Origin of the sequence: Pseudomonas sp. Pseusp16, from assembly GCF_047324915.1 — a bacterium.
In the GTDB taxonomy this organism is placed as follows: domain Bacteria; phylum Pseudomonadota; class Gammaproteobacteria; order Pseudomonadales; family Pseudomonadaceae; genus Aquipseudomonas; species Aquipseudomonas fluorescens_CD.
The window spans coordinates 4,640,881-4,661,844 of record NZ_CP168522.1 but is presented as its reverse complement, the minus strand read 5'-3'; the positions used below and the strand labels follow the sequence as shown (position 1 = coordinate 4,661,844).

The following is a 20,964-nucleotide window of genomic DNA, read 5'->3' as shown; positions in this document are numbered from 1 at the left end:
TGATAGTGGACCAGAGCGACGACTTGGCAGGCACCACAAAACAAATGTGGGAGCGGTGGTGCGGCAATCCGACTTGCTCGCGAAGGCGGTATGTCAGTCAACATAAATGCTGAATGTGACGGCCTCTTCGCGAGCAAGCCCGCTCCCACAGGGATTTGATTGCCAGGCAGCTATCGCGGCTGCCTGGTTTATCGGTTTTAGCCGATCGTCATCAAGCTGGCATTACCACCCGCCGCAGCGGTGTTGACGCTCAGCGCACGCTCGATCACCAGGCGTTCCAGCGCAATGTTGGTTTCGCCTTGCGACAGGCCCTGCACGCCAACGATCGCACCGGCACGCTTGGCAACCTGCTGGCACACCGCACGCAACTGGTCGGAATGGCCGTGATGCACAACCGCATCAAAAACCACTTCGTCCTTGTTCCAGTCGGAAACCAGCTTGATGCGCGCCTGAATGTCCTTCGGCAGGCGTGCGAACAGCGCCTTGCTCAGGTCAGTTTCCGGCCATACCGCCGAGCCGCCAACCGCCAGTACTGCCGCCAGTTGCGTCAGCAGATCGCCTTCGACTTCCGTCAGGCACAGCACGTGTTCCCGTGGCAGGATCGCGTAGCTGTTGCGTTCGCCGGTCGGGCCAGCCAGAACGCGGGTGATGCCGCTTTGCGATTGTGCGGCGAACTGCACGCACAGGGTGCTCAGGTCGGCGAACTTGTTGCTGTCGGCCCAGGCTTTCAGGGCAGTCAACGGCTTGCTCATGGCGTCGCGCAGACGAACGTCCGGTGCTGCGGCAGCATCGCCGCGAGCGAAGGATTGCTCGATTGCATCCGCAGGGCGCGTCGACAGCAGGCGGTACAGGTACAGCGGGCCACCGGCTTTCGGGCCGGTCCCCGACAGGCCTTCGCCGCCAAATGGCTGCACGCCGACCACGGCACCGACGATGTTGCGGTTGACGTAGACGTTACCGGCGTTGACGGTGTCGATCACCTTGGCGATGGTTTCGTCGATGCGGGTGTGCACGCCCAGGGTCAGGCCGTAGCCGGAAGCGTTGATCTGGCCGATCAGTTGATCGATGTCTTTGCGCTTGTAACGAACCACGTGCAGCACCGGGCCGAAGATCTCCCGCTGCAACTCGTCGAAGCTTTCCAGTTCGATCAGCGTCGGCATCACGAAGGTGCCGCGTTTGACTTCTTCGGCATCGGCGATGGCCACCTGGTATACGCTGCGACCTTTGTCACGCATGGCCTGGATGTGTTTCTCGATGCCGGCTTTCGCTTCAGCGTCGATCACCGGACCGATGTCCACGGACAGGCGCTCCGGGTTGCCGAGGCGGCTTTCGGCCATGGCGCCCTTGAGCATTTCGATGACGCGGTCGGCGGAATCTTCCTGCAGGCACAAGACGCGTAGGGCCGAGCAACGTTGGCCGGCGCTGTCGAACGCCGAGGACACCACGTCGATCACCACCTGTTCGGTCAGTGCCGAAGAGTCGACGATCATCGCGTTCTGGCCGCCGGTTTCGGCGATCAGCGGGATTGGACGCCCCTGGCTGTCGAGGCGGCCGGCGATGTTGCGTTGCAGCAAGCGCGCGACTTCGGTGGAACCGGTGAACATCACGCCTTTGACACGTTCGTCGCCGACCAGGCCGGCACCGACGGTTTCGCCACGGCCCGGCAGCAGTTGCAGCACGCCTTGCGGAATCCCGGCTTCGAGCAGCAGGCGCACGGCTTGAGCGGCCACCAGCGGCGTTTGTTCCGCAGGCTTGGCCAATACCGGGTTACCGGCAGCCAGTGCGGCAGCCACCTGGCCACTGAAGATCGCCAGCGGGAAGTTCCATGGGCTGATGCACACCACCGGGCCCAGCGGACGGTGGGCGTCATTGGTGAAATCGTTGCGTGCCTGCACCGCGTAGTAACGCAGGAAGTCCACGGCCTCGCGCACTTCGGCGATGGCATTGGCGAAGGTCTTGCCGGCTTCGCGAGCCAGCAGGCCCATCAGCGGCTGGATCTCGGCTTCCATCAGGTCGGCGGCACGCTCCAGGATCGCGGCGCGTTCGGCCGGCGGCGTGGCCTGCCAGATCGGGGCAGCGTTCAGGGCGCACTGGATTGCGTTGTCGACGTCTTCGACGGTCGCTTCCTGTACATGGCCAACCACGTCACGCAGGTCGGACGGGTTCAGCACTGGGGCCGGGGCTTCGTTGCTGGACACGCAGCCAAGAATCGGCGCGGCTTTCCAGTGGTTGTGTGCGGTAGCGAGAAGTGCGCAGGACAGGGACGCCAGACGATGTTCGTTGGCCATGTCGATGCCGCTGGAGTTGGCGCGCTCGGCGCCATACAGGTCACGCGGCAGCGGGATGCGCGGGTGTGGCAGGCCGAAACCACCTTCCACGGTCGCCATCTGTTCGATGCTCGCCACCGGGTCGGCCACCAGTTCCTGAATGGAAATCGACTGGTCGGCGATGCGGTTGACGAACGAGGTGTTCGCGCCGTTTTCCAGCAGGCGACGTACCAGGTAGGCCAGCAGGGTTTCGTGGGTGCCGACTGGAGCGTACACGCGGCACGGACGGTTCAGCTTGCCTTCGGAAACCTTGCCTACAACTTGTTCGTACAGTGGTTCACCCATGCCGTGCAGGCACTGGAACTCGTACTGGCCCGGGTAATAGTTCTGACCGGCGATGTGATAAATGGCCGACAGGGTGTGGGCGTTGTGCGTGGCGAACTGCGGGTAGATGACTTCCGGCACCGACAGCAGCTTGCGGGCGCAAGCGATGTAGGACACGTCGGTGTACACCTTGCGGGTGTAGACCGGATAGCCTTCCAGGCCTTCGACCTGGGCGCGCTTGATTTCGCTGTCCCAGTACGCGCCTTTCACCAGGCGGATCATCAGGCGATGACGGCTGCGGCGAGCCAGGTCGATCACGTAGTCGATCACGTATGGGCAACGTTTCTGGTAAGCCTGGATCACGAAACCGATGCCGTTCCAGCCGGTCAGTTGCGGCTCGAAGCACAGGCGCTCCAGCAGATCCAGCGACAGCTCCAGGCGGTCGGCTTCTTCGGCGTCGATGTTCAGGCCGATGTCGTATTGCTTGGCCAGCAGGGTCAGCGACAGCAGGCGCGGGTACAGCTCATCCATCACGCGCTCGTACTGGGCACGGCTATAGCGTGGGTGCAGGGCGGACAGCTTGATCGAAATGCCCGGGCCTTCATAAATCCCGCGACCGTGGGAAGCTTTGCCAATCGAGTGGATGGCTTGTTCGTACGAGGCCAGGTACTTCTGCGCGTCGTGCTCGGTGAGTGCAGCTTCACCCAGCATGTCGTAGGAATAGCGGAAGCCCTTGGTTTCGAATTTGCTGGCGTTGGCCAGGGCTTCGGCGATGGTTTCGCCGGTGACGAACTGCTCGCCCATCAGGCGCATGGCCATGTCGACGCCCTTGCGGATCATCGGTTCGCCGCTCTTGCCGATGATGCGGCTCAGGGACGAGGTCAGGCCAGCCTCATTATGCGTAGACACAAGCTTGCCGGTAAGCAGCAGGCCCCACGTGGCCGCGTTGACGAACAGCGACGGGCTGTTGCCCAGGTGCGGCTGCCAGTTGCCGGTACTGATCTTGTCGCGGATCAGCGCGTCGCGGGTGCCTTTGTCAGGGATGCGCAGCAGTGCTTCGGCCAGGCACATCAGTGCCACGCCTTCCTGGGATGACAGGGAGAACTCCTGCAACAGGCCCTGAACGATGCCGGCACGACCGCCAGCACTCTTCTGGTTGCGCAGTTTTTCGGCAATCGAAGCGGCGAGCTTGTTGGTGGCTTCAGCCATCGGTGCCGGCAGGCGCGCCTGCTCGATCAGCATCGGCACCACTTCTGGTTCCGGGCGACGGTAGGCGGCGGTGATCGAGGCGCGCAGCACCGATTGCGGCAGGATGCTTTCGGCGAATTCGAGGAAACACTGGTGGGCGTGATCCAGGGGCGCGTCGACGGTGTCGTCGGAATCCTTGGTCAAACCGCTCAGCTCGGTCAGGGTTGCACCACCCTCGAGTTTTTCCAGGTAATTGAAGATTGCCTGCTTGATCAGCCAGTGCGGCGTGCGATCAATCGAAGTCGCGGCAGCCTTGAGGCGTTCGCGGGTCGGGTCGTCAAGTTTGACCCCAAGGGTGGTGGTAGCCATGTTTTTATCCTCATGTTTGCCACGACTGCGTGGCATCAGCTGGCGGCAAGATTAGCCGTGCAACTGCAGAGGTGCAACCGGGTGCAACCCTTTTTTTGCAGGAAAAATCGGCGCCTCGTCGGGAATTAATTTCTGGTACGAGTGTGCTGCTCCTGCTTGGTTCTTTTACTTCTAGCAAAGCGTCTGGACTGCGCTAAAAGGGAGCAAAAAAACATTTGGATACTGGTTAGTCACGTAGGTGCAACTTATTCTCAAGAAATGGGTTGCACCTTATTTGCTTTGTTGCATAGCATTCGCGCCCCAAGGTGCAACCCGTCGAAAAGGCAGGTGTGCCGGCTGATGGCTTTCCTGGGGAAACATCAGTCATAAATGCGCGGCGTCCCGAATCGTCTGTCAAACGTCAGCGTTTGCGGGCGGTTCAACAGCTGCTGCTACATAAAAACAAAGCCAGGGCGTCACTTAATGAGCGTAACGAATCCAACCCTGATCACATTCGTGATCTACATCGCGGCAATGGTGCTGATCGGTTTCATGGCCTATCGCTCCACCAATAACCTTTCCGACTACATTCTTGGCGGTCGTAGCCTGGGCAGCGTCGTTACCGCGCTGTCTGCCGGTGCGTCCGACATGAGCGGCTGGTTGTTGATGGGCCTGCCGGGCGCTATCTACATGTCCGGTCTTTCCGAAAGCTGGATCGCTATCGGCCTGATCGTCGGCGCCTACCTGAACTGGCTGTTCGTCGCCGGCCGTCTGCGCGTGCAGACCGAGCACAACGGTGACGCCCTGACGCTGCCGGATTACTTCGCCAGCCGTTTCGAAGACAAAAGCGGCCTGCTGCGGATCATCTCCGCCGTCGTGATCCTGGTGTTCTTCACCATCTACTGCGCCTCCGGCATCGTGGCCGGTGCCCGTCTGTTCGAAAGCACCTTCGGCATGTCCTACGAGACAGCACTGTGGGCCGGTGCTGCGGCGACGATTGCCTACACCTTCGTCGGCGGTTTCCTGGCCGTGAGCTGGACTGACACCGTACAAGCCACCCTGATGATTTTCGCCCTGATCCTGACGCCAATCATCGTGCTGCTGGCCACCGGCGGTGTCGATACCACGTTCCTGGCGATCGAAGCGCAAGATCCGGCCAACTTCGACATGCTCAAAGGCACCACCTTCATCGGCATCATCTCGCTGATGGGCTGGGGTCTGGGCTACTTCGGCCAACCGCACATCCTGGCGCGTTTCATGGCGGCGGATTCGGTCAAATCGATTGCCAAGGCCCGTCGCATCTCCATGACCTGGATGATCCTGTGCCTGGGCGGCACCGTCGCTGTAGGTTTCTTCGGTATCGCCTACTTCTCGGCCAACCCGGCCGTGGCCATGCCAGTGAGCGAGAACCACGAACGCGTGTTCATCGAACTGGCGAAGATCCTGTTCAACCCATGGATTGCCGGTGTCCTGCTGTCGGCCATCCTGGCTGCCGTCATGAGCACCCTGAGCTGCCAACTGCTGGTGTGCTCGAGCGCACTGACCGAAGACTTCTACAAAACCTTCCTGCGTAAATCGGCTTCCCAACTGGAACTGGTCTGGGTCGGTCGCGCCATGGTGCTGCTGGTTGCCCTGATCGCCATCGCGCTGGCCGCCAACCCGGAAAACCGCGTACTGGGTCTGGTCAGCTACGCCTGGGCCGGTTTCGGTGCTGCATTCGGTCCGGTGGTACTGATCTCCGTGATCTGGAAAGACATGACCCGCAACGGCGCACTGGCCGGCATCCTGGTCGGCGCGATCACCGTGATCGTGTGGAAACACTTCGAACTGCTGGGCCTGTACGAAATCATCCCTGGTTTCATCTTCGCCAGCCTGGCGATCTACCTCGTCAGCAAAATGGGCACGCCGACTGTCGGTATGTTCCAGCGTTTTGCTGCGGCTGAGGCGGACTATCGTTTGAACAAGTGATGGGGATGAGCTGAGGCTCTGAGCTTTCACCTAGCACGAAGCGGCCCGTTTCCTTTGGAAGCGGGCCGTTTTTTTTCAGATGTCCATGGGGTGATCGACAATCATTTTTTAGGTACTTGTTCGTGATGGTGTTAGCCGCACCACCAATGGCAATCAAGGCGGATCAAGTTTATCCAGTGCTCGGTTTACTGCCAGCTCACCCAGCATGATCACTTGCGCGATCCCCAGCAGCGCATTGCGCGAAGTCCCTTGTAGATGGTCCACCAGGTCTGTGGCCATGACATTGGCCGATGCCAGCGATTCGCATGCGTAAACCAGCAATGTTGCGGTATCGAGTTCCGGATTGACGTTGAAGAAAGTACTGGGGGAGTGCGGTGAGGCCATTATGCAGGCAGCCTCTTGCAGTGTTTCTGAGGCGGAAGTTTCGTACGGTGATGGCGGATCGATTGTCGGTGGATCGGGAGTTACCTTGACCATGACTTAGCTCTCTATGAGTGAGGCTGCGACCGGTCCGCGACTAAGCGAAAGGGAGGCAGCTGTGCACAGGTTAGTCGACCGACGAGCTAAGAAATCGGCGCACCCGAGAGTGCCCTGCGCACAGCCACCATAAGAACAGGAAAGGGATACCTGAATGAATGGTGCACATGCGACTTAGCAACGACAGGCGACTAAACCCGATCACTGATGGGCAGTGACGGGAGCCAAGTTACCGAGCAGCCCCAAAGCGCACAAGCAGGCGGATTCTGGCGTAGCTGTAGGCAGCGACGCAAGATTTTGTAGCTTTCAAGGCGTAATCGAGAGAGCTCTTAAACAAGCACAATTCAAGCACCAAATCCTTCCTGCAAAACCGATGTCCAATGTAGGAGCGAGCCTGCTCGCGAAGGGCCCTGCCAGAGTTACAGCGGTCCGAGGGAAACCCACTTCGAACGGCCGGCACGACCAAATAAAGCTGGCTCTGCTCTGCATCCTCTCGGCAAGAGAATTCCCTTACAGATCAAGCACACCCCAGATCCGGAATCCTCCTACGAGCTCCGCGAAAACGTCCTATTTAAAACCAAGTTCGCTTAGCCAAAGCTCCTTTCCTCTGGCACCAGCATGCAAATACGGCCCTACCTGACCGTCCCCGTACAGTCCAGGAAGGCGCGGTCATGCGCACCGACAACCCCGCTAGAGCTGCCGTACAAGGAGTGAACACAGCATGCGCGACTTGCTCATCTGGTTTTTTGGCACCGAGTCTTCATTCGGTCGCAAGGCAGGTTTAAATAGATCTGCCATGCAGAGTTCTCCGGCCCTGACCGCTGCGCAACCTTTACCGGAGGACCCTCTGCCCCAAGAGTCATTGCAACCGCTGAAGAACTGGTGCCATCCGTTCAAGGACAGCCGTAACCCACTTGAGCAACTGACCCACTTGGCCAATGCCAATGCCGGTTACTACCCCCTCGGCCGTAACGGCCTGTGGCACGGCGGCGTGCACTTCGACAGCGGCACTGCCGGCACCCTGAAGCAATCCAGCGTGCATTGCCTGGCTGATGGCGAAGTGGTGGCCTACCGCATTGACATTCAATCACCGACCACGCCTTGCATCGTCAACAAACGGTCCATAGAAAAACCGTTCTCGCGAAATTTCGTGCTGGTGCGCCATCGCCTGCAACCGCCGAAGATCGAGGGCAGCCAGGACACACCGCCGAGCCTGACCTTCTACAGCCTGTACATGCACCTGCAGGACTGGGCGGTGTACCAGGAGTCCACCCTCACTCGCCCAGCGTTCTGGCCCGAACGCCCAACCCACCGCGTCAAGCAGACCGCGAACGACTTCCACCCTGACAAACCTGAGCAACGAGGCCTGAGCGTGCTTCACAGGTGGCATGGACAAGTGATCGACCTTCTGCCGAGAGGCGCCGAGGTGACCATTAGTGGTACTGGAAAATTCCGCAAGCTGGAAAACACCTTGGGACCGGCCGAGTTGCTCAACCCCGATGGCTCGGTCAAGGGTTATATCGCTGCCAGAGTACTCAGAGACCAAGGCCGCAAAGAGACTCGCATCCAGTCGTCGCAGCCACGGGTCAACGTCCGCACCGAACCGGTTATTGTTTCTGACAATGTATTCTTCAAGTTGCCGGTTGAATCGGAAGTAACGGTCAGTGGCAACGGCGAATTTCGCAAGCTCGAATGCATCAATCAGTATGTGCATTTCGACTCGCTGGAAAACGCCATTGAGCCAGTGGCATTCGATCAAGTAGTCGTACTCGATACCCCCGTCCCGATCAAGGCAGGCGATCTGATCGGTCATCTTGGCCAGTATCGCGATAACGACGCAGACCAGCCGGAAGAAAAGCTGCACCTGGAAACCTTCAGCGGCGATGACGTTGAATTGTTTATTGAAGCCAGTCGGGCCTGGGCCAAGCGCCTGCCGGACAAAGACAAAACCTGGCTCAAGCTCGCGGTGGGGACGCCCGTTGTTTCGTCGGAGGGCAATCTCACCGCCGGCCAACTGGAAGCAGCAAGGGCCTCCAGCCCGCTCAGTGCCGCTGATTTGCTCGTCCCCAAAACGCTGCTCGACAAATTACCGGCCAATCACAAACGGCAAATGCCCGCGACCCCGACGCGCAAGGTATGCAACTGGTATTACCTGGAAGAACTGTTGCATGACGCTAGTAACACGCCGCTGAAGGGCTGGGTGCGCGAAGAAATCGGAGTAACGCCGTGGGTCAGTCCGTGGGCGTGGGAGGGCTACGAGTTCATCTACGATTACGACGTTCCTCAGGAATTCCTGGCGTCTTTCCTCCGTACCATGAAAAAGCTGAGCGAATCGCAGCTTGAACGCTTTGGCCCAATGGCGGATGAGGGTGACACGGGGCCATTGAAGCAGCGGTTGTACGACATTATCGACCGCGACCGCGATGGCCGGATGACAGCTAAAGAACTGCGAGCGGCAATCAGTCTGCCGGCTCACGCGCAAACGATTTCGCAGTTGATCGTTTGTTGTGACAGCGAGTGGTACTACAAGGAAGGCAAGTGGGATCGGCTCGATGAACTGCTCGGCCATAGCGGCTCAACCCCAAACTTGGATTGGTTCGCGGAGAAACGGCGAATCAAACAAATGAGTTGGTGGAATGAGGTGGCGACGCGGGTTGGACTTCCGGGGCATGGTGAGGTGTATCACTTTCATCCGGTGGGTTTGTTGAGTTTCGGTAAAGGACCTGAATGTTTACCTCTTCGTGAATGTATAGAGTTAGCGCTGAAAGTAAGCGGAGGGTATGAAGGGCATAAAATGCTTGACTACCATGCATTAGCAGATGACTTCGATCAGCAGGGAACGTCATTTGGTTTAATTCAGTGGAACTTTGGTCAGGGTACTCTTGGGCCTGTGCTACTGAAGATGCTTCAGAAAGACAGTATTGCTTTTTCTAGATGTTTTCCAGCTACCACAGATTATCAGAGCCTCAAGAATGCACTGATTCAATCGGATAAAGCAGCTCAGCTAGCATGGGCGAGAGATATTCTTCGTACAAATAGAGCTGGATGGAAACAAGCCTTCAATGCATTAGGAGGTGAGCGACAATTCCAAGAAATTCAACTTCGGGAGGCGGCTTCATATCATTCAAATGTACAGCGCTGCATTAGAGACATGAGAGCAATATCACCCTCGATAATGAACGAGGTTGGTGTTTTGACTTACGTAGCTCTCTATGACCTTTGTGTTCAGCAAGGTGGGCTGGAAAAGGGCAGAACTTTACTTGAGATTCGAAGCAGAGTAGGCAGCGAAGCACCGTTAACACAGGAGAATTTACTAAAAATATGCGTGCAAGAAAGAGCTAAGTCTGCCTCAAGTCGATGGGCAGCTGACTGCATGAGCAGGAGAATGGGGATCATCCAGGGCTCTCCTTATTCAGCAAATCTTCAAGGGAATACGGCCAATCGTAATAATATTAATTTTCATCTGCTTGGAGAGGTTAAAGAAAAACATGTTTGCGACTTATGATTACTCAATCAGAACTGCGCTTTCCTTTGTCTTGATGTTGTTTTGCGGTTTTTCACTCGCGCACGCGGGCAATAAACTTAGCTTACACAAGGAAATAAATGGCGCAGTATGCAATGCGTCTGGAGAGTGTGCGCTAGATATTAGTGATACTGCAAAATACATCCTTTTGGCGTGTGAGACACCAAAGGTCGAGGTGACATGGAACCGTACGAAAAAGAATGTATTCCTCATAGCATGTGATTGCGAATGCACTTCGCATGACAATATTGGCTGGCTTGTAGATGGAGATATGTCAATTGGTGAGTACAAGGTTTGGAAATTAGATCTAGGTAAAAAATACACTGTGGAAGAATTGAGCCGAACGGTGATTAATATTCCAGATCTATTCCAGTCGCACCCTTTATGCAGTGAGCCTGACAAGAAGCTTCTAAAAGCAAGTGTTTTCGTCAGTTTGCTTAAGCATCCTACTAACAATGAAAACTCTCCATACTGCTTTTCTCCGGTATATATTACAGAAGAGAATCATCGGCTGAATTTTAAAGGCTATGATGCTGGCGGCGAGTCAAGTGTGGTTCAGTATCGTGAGAGTGATAGATCTTCTGCTTATGCTGAAATTTTAAATGTGGTAAATAATATTAAATATTGACAGTCATTCATTAAATGTAGCTCCGGCTTCTGGGTTTAACGAGCACGCAAAATTCATGAGGGACTAAAAATGAAAGTTTTCAGAATTATAGCCCTTTTGGTGATTTCGCCATTCAGTATTGCAAGTAGTTATACGGTAAATTACTCATTCGCATCAGATGTCAATTCTGGAAGAGCCGGAGGAGTACTAGCGCGCTATGTAAAAACATTTGAAAATGAGTGTCTTGAAGTGGAAGTAATTAGTGTTAAACCAAATCCGCAGGTGCTCCAAGGAATGAGTCTGTGCAGTTTTGAAGGTAAGCCTTTTTCAATCGGCTTCGCCCATGCAGGCTTTCAAAATATATTTTTTGCAAAAGATGGGGTTCATTTGGATTTGGCTATAACTTCACTGGATCCAACAGGGGAAGAAATAAGAAAATGCTTTATTCCAGTTTTGAATTGGAGGTTGAGCGCACTGCAGTGCAGCAGCGTTATTGGTTAGAAGTAGACTTCAGGTGCGTTCAAATATATCGGATAGCCATGAGCTTGAAATAGAGCTGGGTATTTGAGGGCTAGAGAATGAAGCTATTGTTTTCTGCGGGGTTGCTAACGACTTTGCTAACATTATTTCTTCCTTGTGCTGAGGCGGAAAGTTTTTTTGGCGACGAAATGTCAGACGTTAATGCGGAGGCAAGCAAGCCGGCATCTGTAATTAATTGGACTGGATTTTATCTAGAAAAAAGTGAGTTGTGCACATCCTTAGATGGCAGTGCCAGTTGTGCCGAAGATCTCAACGATTGTCTTAACATAAAACCAATTGCTTTTGGCTTTCTAGTGGAGCTCAACAGTACACAGGCTTATCAGCATGTTTGCTCGTTCTCATTGGAGATGGAGGCGACTAATACGGCGCTTATATATCAATCTCAATTTGGGCGCGTGCTTGTAAGGCGAAATGGGGGCTTTTTGGAAATCTCGTCGAAAGGAACAGATCCAACGGCTCTGGGTCTAGGAGTTTACGGAGCACACGCAGATATCGATGGGCTGCGATTTTCTATTGCGAACAAGTCAAGCAATGATTCGCAATGTAGATCACCAAGTGAACATTAAAAATCAGATCCAAAGCACCCCATAAAAGCCTCTGCATTGGCTAAAACCGTTTCGTGAATGATCAGCCGACACGACGCTTGAATACAGTTTTCCCAGTGGCATATGTCAATCCCCGAAGTGTTATTGGTTGGGGGTTGATCGCATTAATTTTAAAGCAAGGACAACTTAGCCATGCCCGTTAGACTTGATAAAATCCCTAAACCTGCGCTGCGCCCTCGACGGCCACGTGCCTGGGTATGGCTCGGTCTATTGGTATCGTTCTTATTGCTGGGTGTTGGCGGGGCAGTATTGTTTAGCGACGAACAACCTCTTCAACGGCCTGTGGAGTTTTGGCGCTTGGCCATTGGTATTCCCTTCTTGGGCTGGTGCGTGCTGGGTTTCGGGCGCTTTCTGCTTCACGTCGGCGAACATTCTGCTGCCGATGGTTGGGATGAGGCTCGCGAAGAGGACATGATCCGTAAAATTCGTCAGGGTCGACGCTCACAGCAAGTGTTGGCTGCAACCCTGTATACCGCACTTCGAGTTCCAGGGGAGTCTCCGACTCAGCAGCTTGATAGCCTGCTGAGTGGTGTCACGGCTTTGAAAGCGCAGCCATCGAGGCAGGGCGGATCGATATCGCGGCACAGCCGCCTATCCAGCGATACCGATGGAGATTCCAGGCGATCGCTGCTGCGGATATTGAAGTCAGTGCTCGCCGATTTGGCACCGATTTTGGCTCATCTATCCGATGATCAGCCGCTGGCCCTTTTACTGGAAGTCGATACCGGTTTGCCGGAGGAGCAATGGCGTCGGGTGTGGCGAAAAGCCTGGCGCGAATCTGGTATTCGTCAGTCCTCAACCTCCGTCGAGGGCAGTGGTTTGGCTGCGCTGGATCAGTGGCTCGACCATCGCATTCGCGATCAGTCGTTGTTGTTGGTGGTCGCGCTGCAATTTGTTCCGCAACAACCAGAGGGCACGGCAGAAGTTGCTGTTGGACTGTTATTTGGTAATCGACTGACGCAAACCACCTTACTGCCGATCGCTTACCTTCGCCGACCGGAACAAGAGCGCAAGCCCACGACCGATGATCTGCTCTACGCCACGCGGCAAGCCCTTGATTGGGTTCCGGTGGATGCGAAATCAATCGAGCAGGTTTGGCGAGTGGGTGTCGAGTCCCAGCGGCAGGCCGATGTTGCAAGCGTAATGGCTGAAGTTCCAATGGGGAGTGCTGAACTTGGAGTGTGCAACCTCGATGCATCGCTGGGTTTTCCAGGGTGCGCCTCACCTTGGCTGGCGATTGCCGCTGCGGCGCAAACATTACAGCTAGGCGGCGGGCCGCACTTCATTTTTAGCGGGAGCAATGCTGCCGGTGGTCTGTGGGGTTCTGTTGTGATGCCAGCAGTAGTCAATGAACCGAGGGCGCTTGGTTAGGTGATTTCAATTCGACAGGGATGGCAGGACGGTACGATGTAGCGTTATCCGCTCGGCTGCGAACCCCTGACTTGCCGGCCGGTAAAAGGTAAACTTCCCGGCCTTCGCAGGAGCAGCCATGAATTATCGTCACGCCTTCCACGCCGGCAATCACGCCGATGTGTTCAAACACCTGACCTTGACCCGCCTCATCGCCCTGATGTCGCGCAAGGAGCAGCCGTTTGCCTATCTCGACACCCACGCCGGAATTGGTCTGTATGACCTGCAGGGCGATCAGGCGAGCCGCACCGGCGAGTACCTGGAAGGCATTGCGCGTTTGTGGGATCAGCCGGATCTGCCGCTCCTGACCGCCGATTACATGCAGGTACTGCACGAGATGAATCCGGATGGCCAGTTGCGCTATTACCCGGGGTCGCCGGAACTGGCGCGGCGCCTGACCCGCCCTCAGGACCGTGTGTTGCTCAACGAGAAGCACCCGGAAGACGGCGTGTTGCTCAAGGACAACATGGCCGGTGATCGTCGGGTCAAGGTTCACTTGGGCGAGGGCTGGCATGTGTCGCGGGCCTTGCTGCCGGTGCCGGAGAAGCGTGCGGTGATGTTGATCGATCCGCCGTTCGAGAAGCTCGATGAGATGCAGCGTTGTGCCGCGTCGTTGAAGGAAGCGATTGGTCGGATGCGCCAGACCGTGGCGGCGATCTGGTACCCGGTGAAGGATCAGCGCGCGCTGCGTCGCTTCTACCAGGACCTGGCCGGCACCGGTGCGCCGAAGTTGTTGCGGGTGGAGTTGTTGGTGCACCCGTTGGATACGCCGAACAGCCTGAACGGTTCCGGCCTGGCGATTGCCAATCCGCCGTGGGGGCTGGAGGAAGAGTTGCGTGAGCTGCTGCCGTGGTTGTCCGAGAAGCTCGGGCAGACCCAGGGTGGGTGGCGGATGGATTGGTTGATTGCTGAGAGTTGATTTGTGCATCTATGGCGTCCGATTGGACGCCATCACTGTGTAGGAGCGAGCTTGCTCGCGAAGGTCGTGAACGTTAACGCGTAAAGCCGGATGCCCAGCGGCGTCCTTTGGTTTTTCGCGAGCGAGCTCGCTCCTACAGTCAGTTGTCAGATCGGGCAGGTCACGCCTGTGCCGCCGATCCCGCAATACCCTTCCGGATTTTTGGCCAGATACTGCTGGTGATATGCCTCGGCAAAATAAACGGTCGGGGCCTGTTCGATTTCGGTGCTGATTTCACCGAGGCCGGCCTTGGACAGTTCAGCCTGGTACGCTGCTTTGCTCTTGAGCGCGGCTTCCAGTTGTTCAGGCGAAGTGGCGTAGATCACCGAACGGTACTGGGTGCCGATGTCGTTGCCCTGGCGCATGCCCTGAGTCGGGTTGTGCAGTTCCCAGAACATCGCCAGCAGCTCCTGGTAGCTGACTTTCGCTTTGTCGTACACCACCAGCACCACTTCGGCATGGCCGGTCAGGCCGGAGCAGACTTCTTCGTAGGTCGGGTTCGGCGTGAAGCCGCCGGCGTAACCCACCACCGTGCTGACCACGCCTTCGCGCTGCCAGAAGCGGCGTTCCGCCCCCCAGAAACAGCCCAGGCCGAAGATCGCGAAGTCGACATCTTCGAAGAACGGGCCGAGCAAGGGGGTGTCTTTAAACACAAAGTGCTTTTCAGGCAGGGTCATCGCGGTTTCGCGGCCGGGCAGAGCTTGTTCTTTAGTAGGGAGCACGTTTTTGTTCACCAGAATTTCCGAGCGCAGAACCATGACCAGTCCTCTCAGTCAGGATAATTAGACAGACAAACAGTTTGCCCGAGAGTTGGATCGCTGTCAGGCGATTGGGCCACGCGGGTAGCGCTTGAGCTTTTCGATCAGCTCGTTGCCCGGGATCGGACGGTCGAACAGGTAGCCCTGGCCGACGTCGCAGCGGTGACGGCGCAGGAACGACAACTGCTCGGCAGTTTCGATGCCCTCAGCCACAACCTTGAGTTTCAGGTTATGGGCCATGGCGATCACTGCGGAGGTGATTTCCATGTCGTCCTGGTTGTCCGGGATTTCGTGGATGAAGCTTCGATCGATCTTAATGATGTCGATGGGGAATTTTTTCAAGTAACTGAGCGACGAGTAGCCGGTGCCGAAGTCGTCCATGGCCAAGGTCATGCCCAGACGCTTGAGCTGGTCGAGCTGCAAGTGGGTGTCTTCGGTGGCTTCCAGCAGCAGGCCTTCGGTCAGCTCCAGCTCCAGCAAATGAGCGGGCAGGTCTTCTTCCTTGAGAATGCTGGCGATGGAGGCCACCAGGTCCGGGTCCGAGAACTGCTTGGGCGACAGGTTGATCGCCACCTGAAGGTTGCCCAGGCCGGCGGCGGTCAGCGCCTTGCTCATGCGGCAGGCCTGGCGGGCGATCCATTTGCCGATCGGAATAATCAGCCCGGTTTCTTCGGCGACGCTGATGAACTGATCCGGGCGGATCATGCCCTTTTCCGGATGATCCCAGCGCAGCAGTGCTTCCATCCCCAGCAGGCGCCCGCTGCGCAGGCACAGCTTGGGCTGGTAGAACACATCGAGTTCGTTCTGGGTCAGGGCGCGGCGCAGGTTGTTTTCGACGAACAGCTTGTAGCTGGCCTCGGCGTTCAGCGCTTCGGTGAACACTTGCACCTGGTGTTTGCCATTGGCCTTGGCCTTGTGCAGGGCCAGCCCGGCGTTGCGCATCAGGGTTTGCGGGTCGCGCCCATGCAGCGGCGCGCAGGCCAGGCCCACGGAGCCGGTGACGCTGATCAACTGGTTGTCGACGAACATCGGTTTGTCGAGGGTCGCCAGCAACTGGTTGGCCACTTGCTGACCCTCCGTGAGGTCGCTGTTGTCCAGCAACACGGCGAATTCGTTACTGGCGAAGCGTGCCAGGCTACCGCTCGGGATCAAGCTGTTGCGCAGGCGCCGGGCCAGGCTGATGAGCAGTTTGTCGCCGGTCTGGTGGCCGAGGCTGTCGTTGATCCGCTTGAAGTTGTCGATGTCCACCAGCAACAGGCTGATCGGTGCGTCGCTGTCCCGGGCGAAGCGTTCGTCGAGGTTGCGGATGAACGCCGGGCGATTGCCGAGATTGGTCAGGTTGTCGGTGTAGGCCAGGCGCTCGATGCGTTGCTGGGCCAGTTTGGTCTGGGTGATGTCTTCGTAAATGCCGATGTAATGGGTCAGCTCGCGGTTGTCGCCGTAAACCTTGGAGATCGACAACTGGCCCCAGTAGGGTTCGAGGTTTTTGCGCCGGCTCTTGAATTCGCCCTGCCAACTGTTGCTCTTGGCCAGCGCCGAAGGTGCGTCGAACAGCAGTTCGCTGAGGTTCTCCAGGGCTGGCAGTTCCGACAGGCGCTGACCGTGCACTTCTTCGGTGGAGTACTGGGTGATTGCGGTGAAGCTCGGGTTGACGTATTCCACCACGCCATCGCAATTCACCAGCAAAAAGGCGTTGGCACTTTGTTCGACCGCACGCTGAAACAGGTGCAGGGCGCTGGTGGCGGTGCGCCGGTTGTGGTTGCTGATGACCTGGGCAAACTGGTCCGCCAGTTCGCCGGCAAAAGCGATTTCGTCCGACTGCCAGGCACGGGTCGCACCGGTTTGCTCCAGGCACAAAACGCCGACCACCTGGCCATCGACGCGGATACTGGCGTCAAGCATTGCGTTGACGTCGCACGGGCGCAGGCTTTCGGCCATCTCCCGGGTGCGCGGGTCGCGCATGGCGTTATGGGCGTCGATGGCGCGACCGGTGTGCAAGGCGTCGAGGTAATCGGGGAAAACGCTGACGTCGATCGGCTGCGGCAGCAGGTATTCCTGACTCGTGCGGTGATAGGCCGAGATCGGCACCAGCATCGAGCCTTCGAGGTGCCACAGGCTGGCGCAGTCGATTTCGTAAATGTCGCAGGCGCTGCGGGTGATCAGCTCGGCGGCTTCGCGCAAGGAGTCGTTGCTGCTGTAGCGTTGGCGGGTGAGCAGCAGGATCAGGTCCTGCTGGGCACGCACCCGGTCCAGATGCAGCAGTTGCTCCTGCTGGGCGCGCTGATTGAGTTCCAGGGCGATTTGCAGGCGCGAGTTCTGGGTTTCCAGATCCAGGGCCGGTTGCAGCGGGTCATCCTCGAACAGGCCGTCAATGACCAGCAGATAGCCGCGCAACAGGTGGCGATTGTGTTGTTTGTAGGCTTCGCCCAGTTCCAGCAGATTCAGGGAGCCCGAGGCGGTGTGCAGGGTGTAGCGGACCAGGTAATGCGTGCTTTCGGTCAGTTGTTGCTGGACCGCGTCGTGCAGTTGATAACGCGCTTCCGGCTCCATCAGGCTGGCGTAGGGCGAGCCCACCAGCGCGCACAGCTCCACGGCTGGCATGCCGAACTGGCGTTCGCAATTGGGATCGAGAAACAACAGCGCCCAGCTGGGTTCATTAAGCCGTTCGAAACGCAGCATGCCGAGCCGCGAGGGCACAGGCAACTGCGTCACTACCTCGGCCACCATACGGCTGGCGGCATCGGGTTGGCTTTTCATATGGAGGGAAACTCGCTTCGAATATGCTGAACGCGCTGGGCTCTCGCCCTCTTTACTGTTGCCTGCGGCAAGGTTGCATCATTGCGGCACCGACTGACAAGAGAGATGAAGGCCAAGTGCTATAAGAATATGTCGGCAGAACAGGCGATTTCTGCAGGCCGAATTGCAAAATTGCGATTTTGCCAGTGAAAAGCCTGTTCTGCTGACGGCCGAGGCGGCGTCAGGCCAAGGGAATATTGACCGCTTCCAGGAGCGCCCCTTTTTTGTTGAAGAAGCTCACCGAGACGTTGTTTTCGTCGACGGTGACGCGGGCAAAATTATCAGTACTGATTATTTTTGTGCAGCTAAGGGTGTGCGCAAACGTTGCGTCATCGATGGTGCTGAGCGTTTGGTCCAGCATAAATGCCTCAGCGGTTGGCGGGCCGTAGATTGGAATACAGTTCAATGGCGAGGAGACAATGGTATGGACAGCGAAGTCTTGGTCTTTCGAGTGCGTAAGCTTGCTTGTCATCGAGGCATGAACATCTCCAGCGATAAAAAACACATTTTTGACTTTATTCAAACGGATGCTTTCAAGAATTCGGTTGCGTTGCTCGGTGAAAGATTTCCACGAGTCCCCACCATCTTCTTTCAAGTCCGGGTAAAACATGACACTGGTGACGACAAATTTCACTTTCGCCACGCTGGAGGCCAACCATTCGAGCAGTGCTGTTTCTTGCTCGACATCGAGTATCCTTCGATCCTCGGGTGCCAGGTTGCGTTGCGTGCGGGTATCCAGAACAAACCATTCCACGGCGCCATGGGAGAACTTGTACCAATAATGATCGGGACGTTTGGCCAAGGTTCCATCGGCTGACAGTGTATGCGCAGGACTATGGCTGGACTGGTATATCTCATAAGCGTGCATTGCATTATTAAAAAGAGCGAGATCTGCGTCAGATTTATTGGCAGGCCAGTTATCTTCTATCTCGTGGTCATCCAAAATCATATAGGTAGGCGTTTTTGCCATGAGCTTTCGAATATTTTTTTCGGAGAAGGAACCTCTGTATTTAATTAGGAAATCATTAAGCGACGTATCTGGCACTACCCTGTTCATATCGTCGGCATAGATTTGATCGCCCACCATTACAAGTGCGTCGGTTTTGATTTTTTGCCTGACCATTGCTTTAAAGATAGTGGAGTTATTAGCCGTATGTAGAGGAAAGCCGCCAGTAAAATTCAGGTATCTGCATGAGCCTATGAGGTAGCTGCGCGATGAATCATTTTTGCCATTCTGGGTCTGGAGTTTGAATTTTTTCTTAGGCCAGATGAACGAATCGGTAAGGTCGGGATCGGCCAGAAACTCTTTGCTTGCGTTACACCAGCCCATCTGAAAGGTATATATTGTATCGGCGCTTAGCCCTGACAGATGGATTACAGCGGTATTGTCCCTGTCTCTGAGTATCGTTTCGGTGCGCACTTTCCATAATGTGTTGTTGTTTTCCCGAAAGCGGATTGCAGCTATTCTGACGCTCTTGTCTTTCGCGAGTTGATTTCCACCTCGCAGAAAAATTCTCGCCTCGTGTGGCGTGACGTGTCCAAGAATAGGGCCTACGGTAGGCTTTTGTAATTGCATAATGTTTTCCATCCATTGGTTTTTATCCTGGACAGGTTAGGGCGGGTGTAGCCAGTCTGTGCGATACATATTTATCGTCATGCCGCTGAGTTGTTTTTTTGTGTGTTCTTGTCAGTTTTATCCAATTTAATCTCAACGGTTTGCAGTGCCCCTCCGTCGCGGTCGTGGTAAGTGACCATAATCTGTCCGGCCTCGACCACAATATGGGCAAAGTTGTCTTCACTCACCACCATGCTGGTCAGCTCATGTCGATAGTCGCCGGAGGCGGTGCGGACCAGGGGTTGATCGAGGGCGAATGTGGAGGCCGTGGCATAGGGCAACATTCTGCTGTTGCACAGCGGTGACGAGACGATGGTGTGGACTTCGAAGCCCGGGTCTTCGCTGTGGGTCAACCGACTGGTCAGTGAACCGTGAACATCACCGGAAATGAACACGACGTTCCTGATGCGATGTGTACGAATGGTCTCCAGCAACCGCAGCCGTTGTCCGGGAAACCCGGCCCAGGCGTCATCCCCGTCGCGTTTGGCGTCAGGGAAGAACATCACACTGGTGACCACCATCTTGACCCTGGCGGGGCTGTGGATCAGCCATTGGCACAAGGCATATTCCTGTTCAACATCAAGAATGCGTCGATCATTGGCGGACAGACTACGCTGGGAGCGGCTATCGGTGACGAACCATTCGATATCGCCATCGGTGAACTGATACCAATAGTGCTTCGGATGCCGGCTGACCCGGCCATCGTCGAGTAATTCAAATACCGGGCTGTGGCTGGCTTGATATAACTCATAAGCAGTGATGGCGTTTTCATACAGAACATCATCGCCTGATGTTTTTCTTTCCGGCCAGTTATCTTCAATTTCGTGATCGTCGAGGATCATGTAAGTCGATAAGTTGGCCATTAACCTGGAAATATGCGGTTGGGAGAAAGCCGCACGGTATTTTGCGAGTATTTGCTGATATTCGCGGTCGGGTGCGAAAAAATTCAAATCGTCGACATAGATCTGATCGCCAGTCATCAACATCGCGCTGACCGGCGGGTTGGCTTGCAGTGCCAATTGTGTGATCGAGGCGAATATCCGGTCGCCCAGTTGTGGCGCCGACGGGATACCGGCGGTCATCCGCAAGTAACGGCATGAGCCGACGAAATAGGCTCGCGGCGTGCCGACTGTGCCCGATCGGGTGCGCAAGCGATAGAGTTCCTGCGGCCATTGCAGCGGCAGTTCTTGCACCGACTCCACGGTGTGCCCGGCACTCGTGGTGCTGAACCAGCCGGCTTGATACTCGTATTCGGTATCGGCCGCGAGGTTATCGAGAACAATGACATCGGACATGTCTTGCAGGTTTGTCAGTCTTGTAAAGATACGTTTAAGCCATTGCGTATCCCCGGACTGCCGATAACGGATGCCGGCAAATACGGCGGCATCTTTTTGCGCTACTCCGCGCACAAAGATACGCGCGTGATCAGTTGTGGTGTGGCCAACTATTGGGCCGACAGAGAGTTTTAGCATGTTCGAATCCATTCGAATGAATAACTGAAAAGCCAGTGGCGTTAAAAGTTGCCGCCGTAGTTTTGGGTATTAAGGCTAAGTGTTTGCTGGCGGGAAAATACTGGGCAA

The 20,964-nt window shown here is 56.2% G+C and carries 13 protein-coding genes; 7 read left to right on the top strand and 6 right to left on the bottom strand.

The features are described 5' to 3' along the window. Positions 1-197 precede the first annotated feature (197 nt). Entirely contained in the window at positions 198-4,148 is a 3,951-nt protein-coding gene (gene putA, locus ACEN8Q_RS21120; RefSeq protein WP_413703693.1) for a trifunctional transcriptional regulator/proline dehydrogenase/L-glutamate gamma-semialdehyde dehydrogenase, read from the bottom strand. Between the two features lie 462 nt (positions 4,149-4,610). On the opposite strand from putA, the gene putP reads away from it, so the two are divergent. Then, a complete protein-coding gene (putP, locus tag ACEN8Q_RS21115) occupies positions 4,611-6,095 on the top strand; it encodes a sodium/proline symporter PutP (protein WP_413703692.1) in 1,485 nt (494 codons plus the stop codon). 153 nt (positions 6,096-6,248) lie between these two features. On the opposite strand, the gene ACEN8Q_RS21110 is transcribed toward putP, so the two are convergent. Next, positions 6,249-6,572: a DUF6124 family protein gene (locus ACEN8Q_RS21110; protein ID WP_413703691.1), complete on the bottom strand. Its 324-nt coding sequence runs from the start codon at positions 6,570-6,572 to the stop codon at positions 6,249-6,251. Positions 6,573-7,293: 721 nt separating this feature from the next. On the opposite strand from ACEN8Q_RS21110, the gene ACEN8Q_RS21105 reads away from it, so the two are divergent. From ACEN8Q_RS21105 to ACEN8Q_RS21080, 6 genes are all read left to right on the top strand, one after another. Then, positions 7,294-10,077, top strand: coding sequence for a hypothetical protein (locus ACEN8Q_RS21105; protein WP_413703690.1), 2,784 nt, complete (start codon positions 7,294-7,296; stop codon positions 10,075-10,077). Next, a complete protein-coding gene (locus tag ACEN8Q_RS21100; protein WP_413703689.1) occupies positions 10,061-10,723 on the top strand; it encodes a hypothetical protein in 663 nt (220 codons plus the stop codon). The genes ACEN8Q_RS21105 and ACEN8Q_RS21100 overlap by 17 nt, the downstream gene beginning before the upstream one ends. A 69-nt stretch (positions 10,724-10,792) precedes the next feature. Then, positions 10,793-11,203, top strand: coding sequence for a hypothetical protein (locus tag ACEN8Q_RS21095; RefSeq protein WP_413703688.1), 411 nt, complete (start codon positions 10,793-10,795; stop codon positions 11,201-11,203). A 77-nt stretch (positions 11,204-11,280) separates the two neighbouring features. Further along, on the top strand, positions 11,281-11,808 hold the full coding sequence (locus ACEN8Q_RS21090; protein WP_413703687.1) for a hypothetical protein: 528 nt from the start codon (positions 11,281-11,283) through the stop codon (positions 11,806-11,808). Between the two features lie 171 nt (positions 11,809-11,979). Further along, positions 11,980-13,218, top strand: coding sequence for a hypothetical protein (locus tag ACEN8Q_RS21085; protein WP_413703686.1), 1,239 nt, complete (start codon positions 11,980-11,982; stop codon positions 13,216-13,218). A gap of 118 nt (positions 13,219-13,336) precedes the next feature. After that, positions 13,337-14,176, top strand: a complete 840-nt coding sequence (locus ACEN8Q_RS21080) for a 23S rRNA (adenine(2030)-N(6))-methyltransferase RlmJ (protein WP_413703685.1) — start codon at positions 13,337-13,339, stop codon at positions 14,174-14,176. Between the two features lie 146 nt (positions 14,177-14,322). On the opposite strand, the gene msrA is transcribed toward ACEN8Q_RS21080, so the two are convergent. The 4 genes from msrA to ACEN8Q_RS21060 all read right to left on the bottom strand — a co-directional run bounded on the left by msrA (position 14,323) and on the right by ACEN8Q_RS21060 (position 20,856). Continuing rightward, positions 14,323-14,973, bottom strand: coding sequence for a peptide-methionine (S)-S-oxide reductase MsrA (msrA, locus tag ACEN8Q_RS21075; RefSeq protein WP_413423191.1), 651 nt, complete (start codon positions 14,971-14,973; stop codon positions 14,323-14,325). Between the two features lie 63 nt (positions 14,974-15,036). Continuing rightward, the gene (locus ACEN8Q_RS21070) at positions 15,037-17,730 is read right to left on the bottom strand and encodes a putative bifunctional diguanylate cyclase/phosphodiesterase (protein WP_413423193.1); all 2,694 of its coding nucleotides are present in this window, start codon (positions 17,728-17,730) and stop codon (positions 15,037-15,039) included. 220 nt (positions 17,731-17,950) lie between these two features. Continuing rightward, complete coding sequence (locus tag ACEN8Q_RS21065) at positions 17,951-19,345, bottom strand: alkaline phosphatase D family protein (protein ID WP_413423195.1); 1,395 nt, start codon at positions 19,343-19,345, stop codon at positions 17,951-17,953. A gap of 77 nt (positions 19,346-19,422) precedes the next feature. Next, positions 19,423-20,856: an alkaline phosphatase D family protein gene (locus ACEN8Q_RS21060; RefSeq protein ID WP_413423197.1), complete on the bottom strand. Its 1,434-nt coding sequence runs from the start codon at positions 20,854-20,856 to the stop codon at positions 19,423-19,425. Positions 20,857-20,964 lie beyond the last annotated feature (108 nt).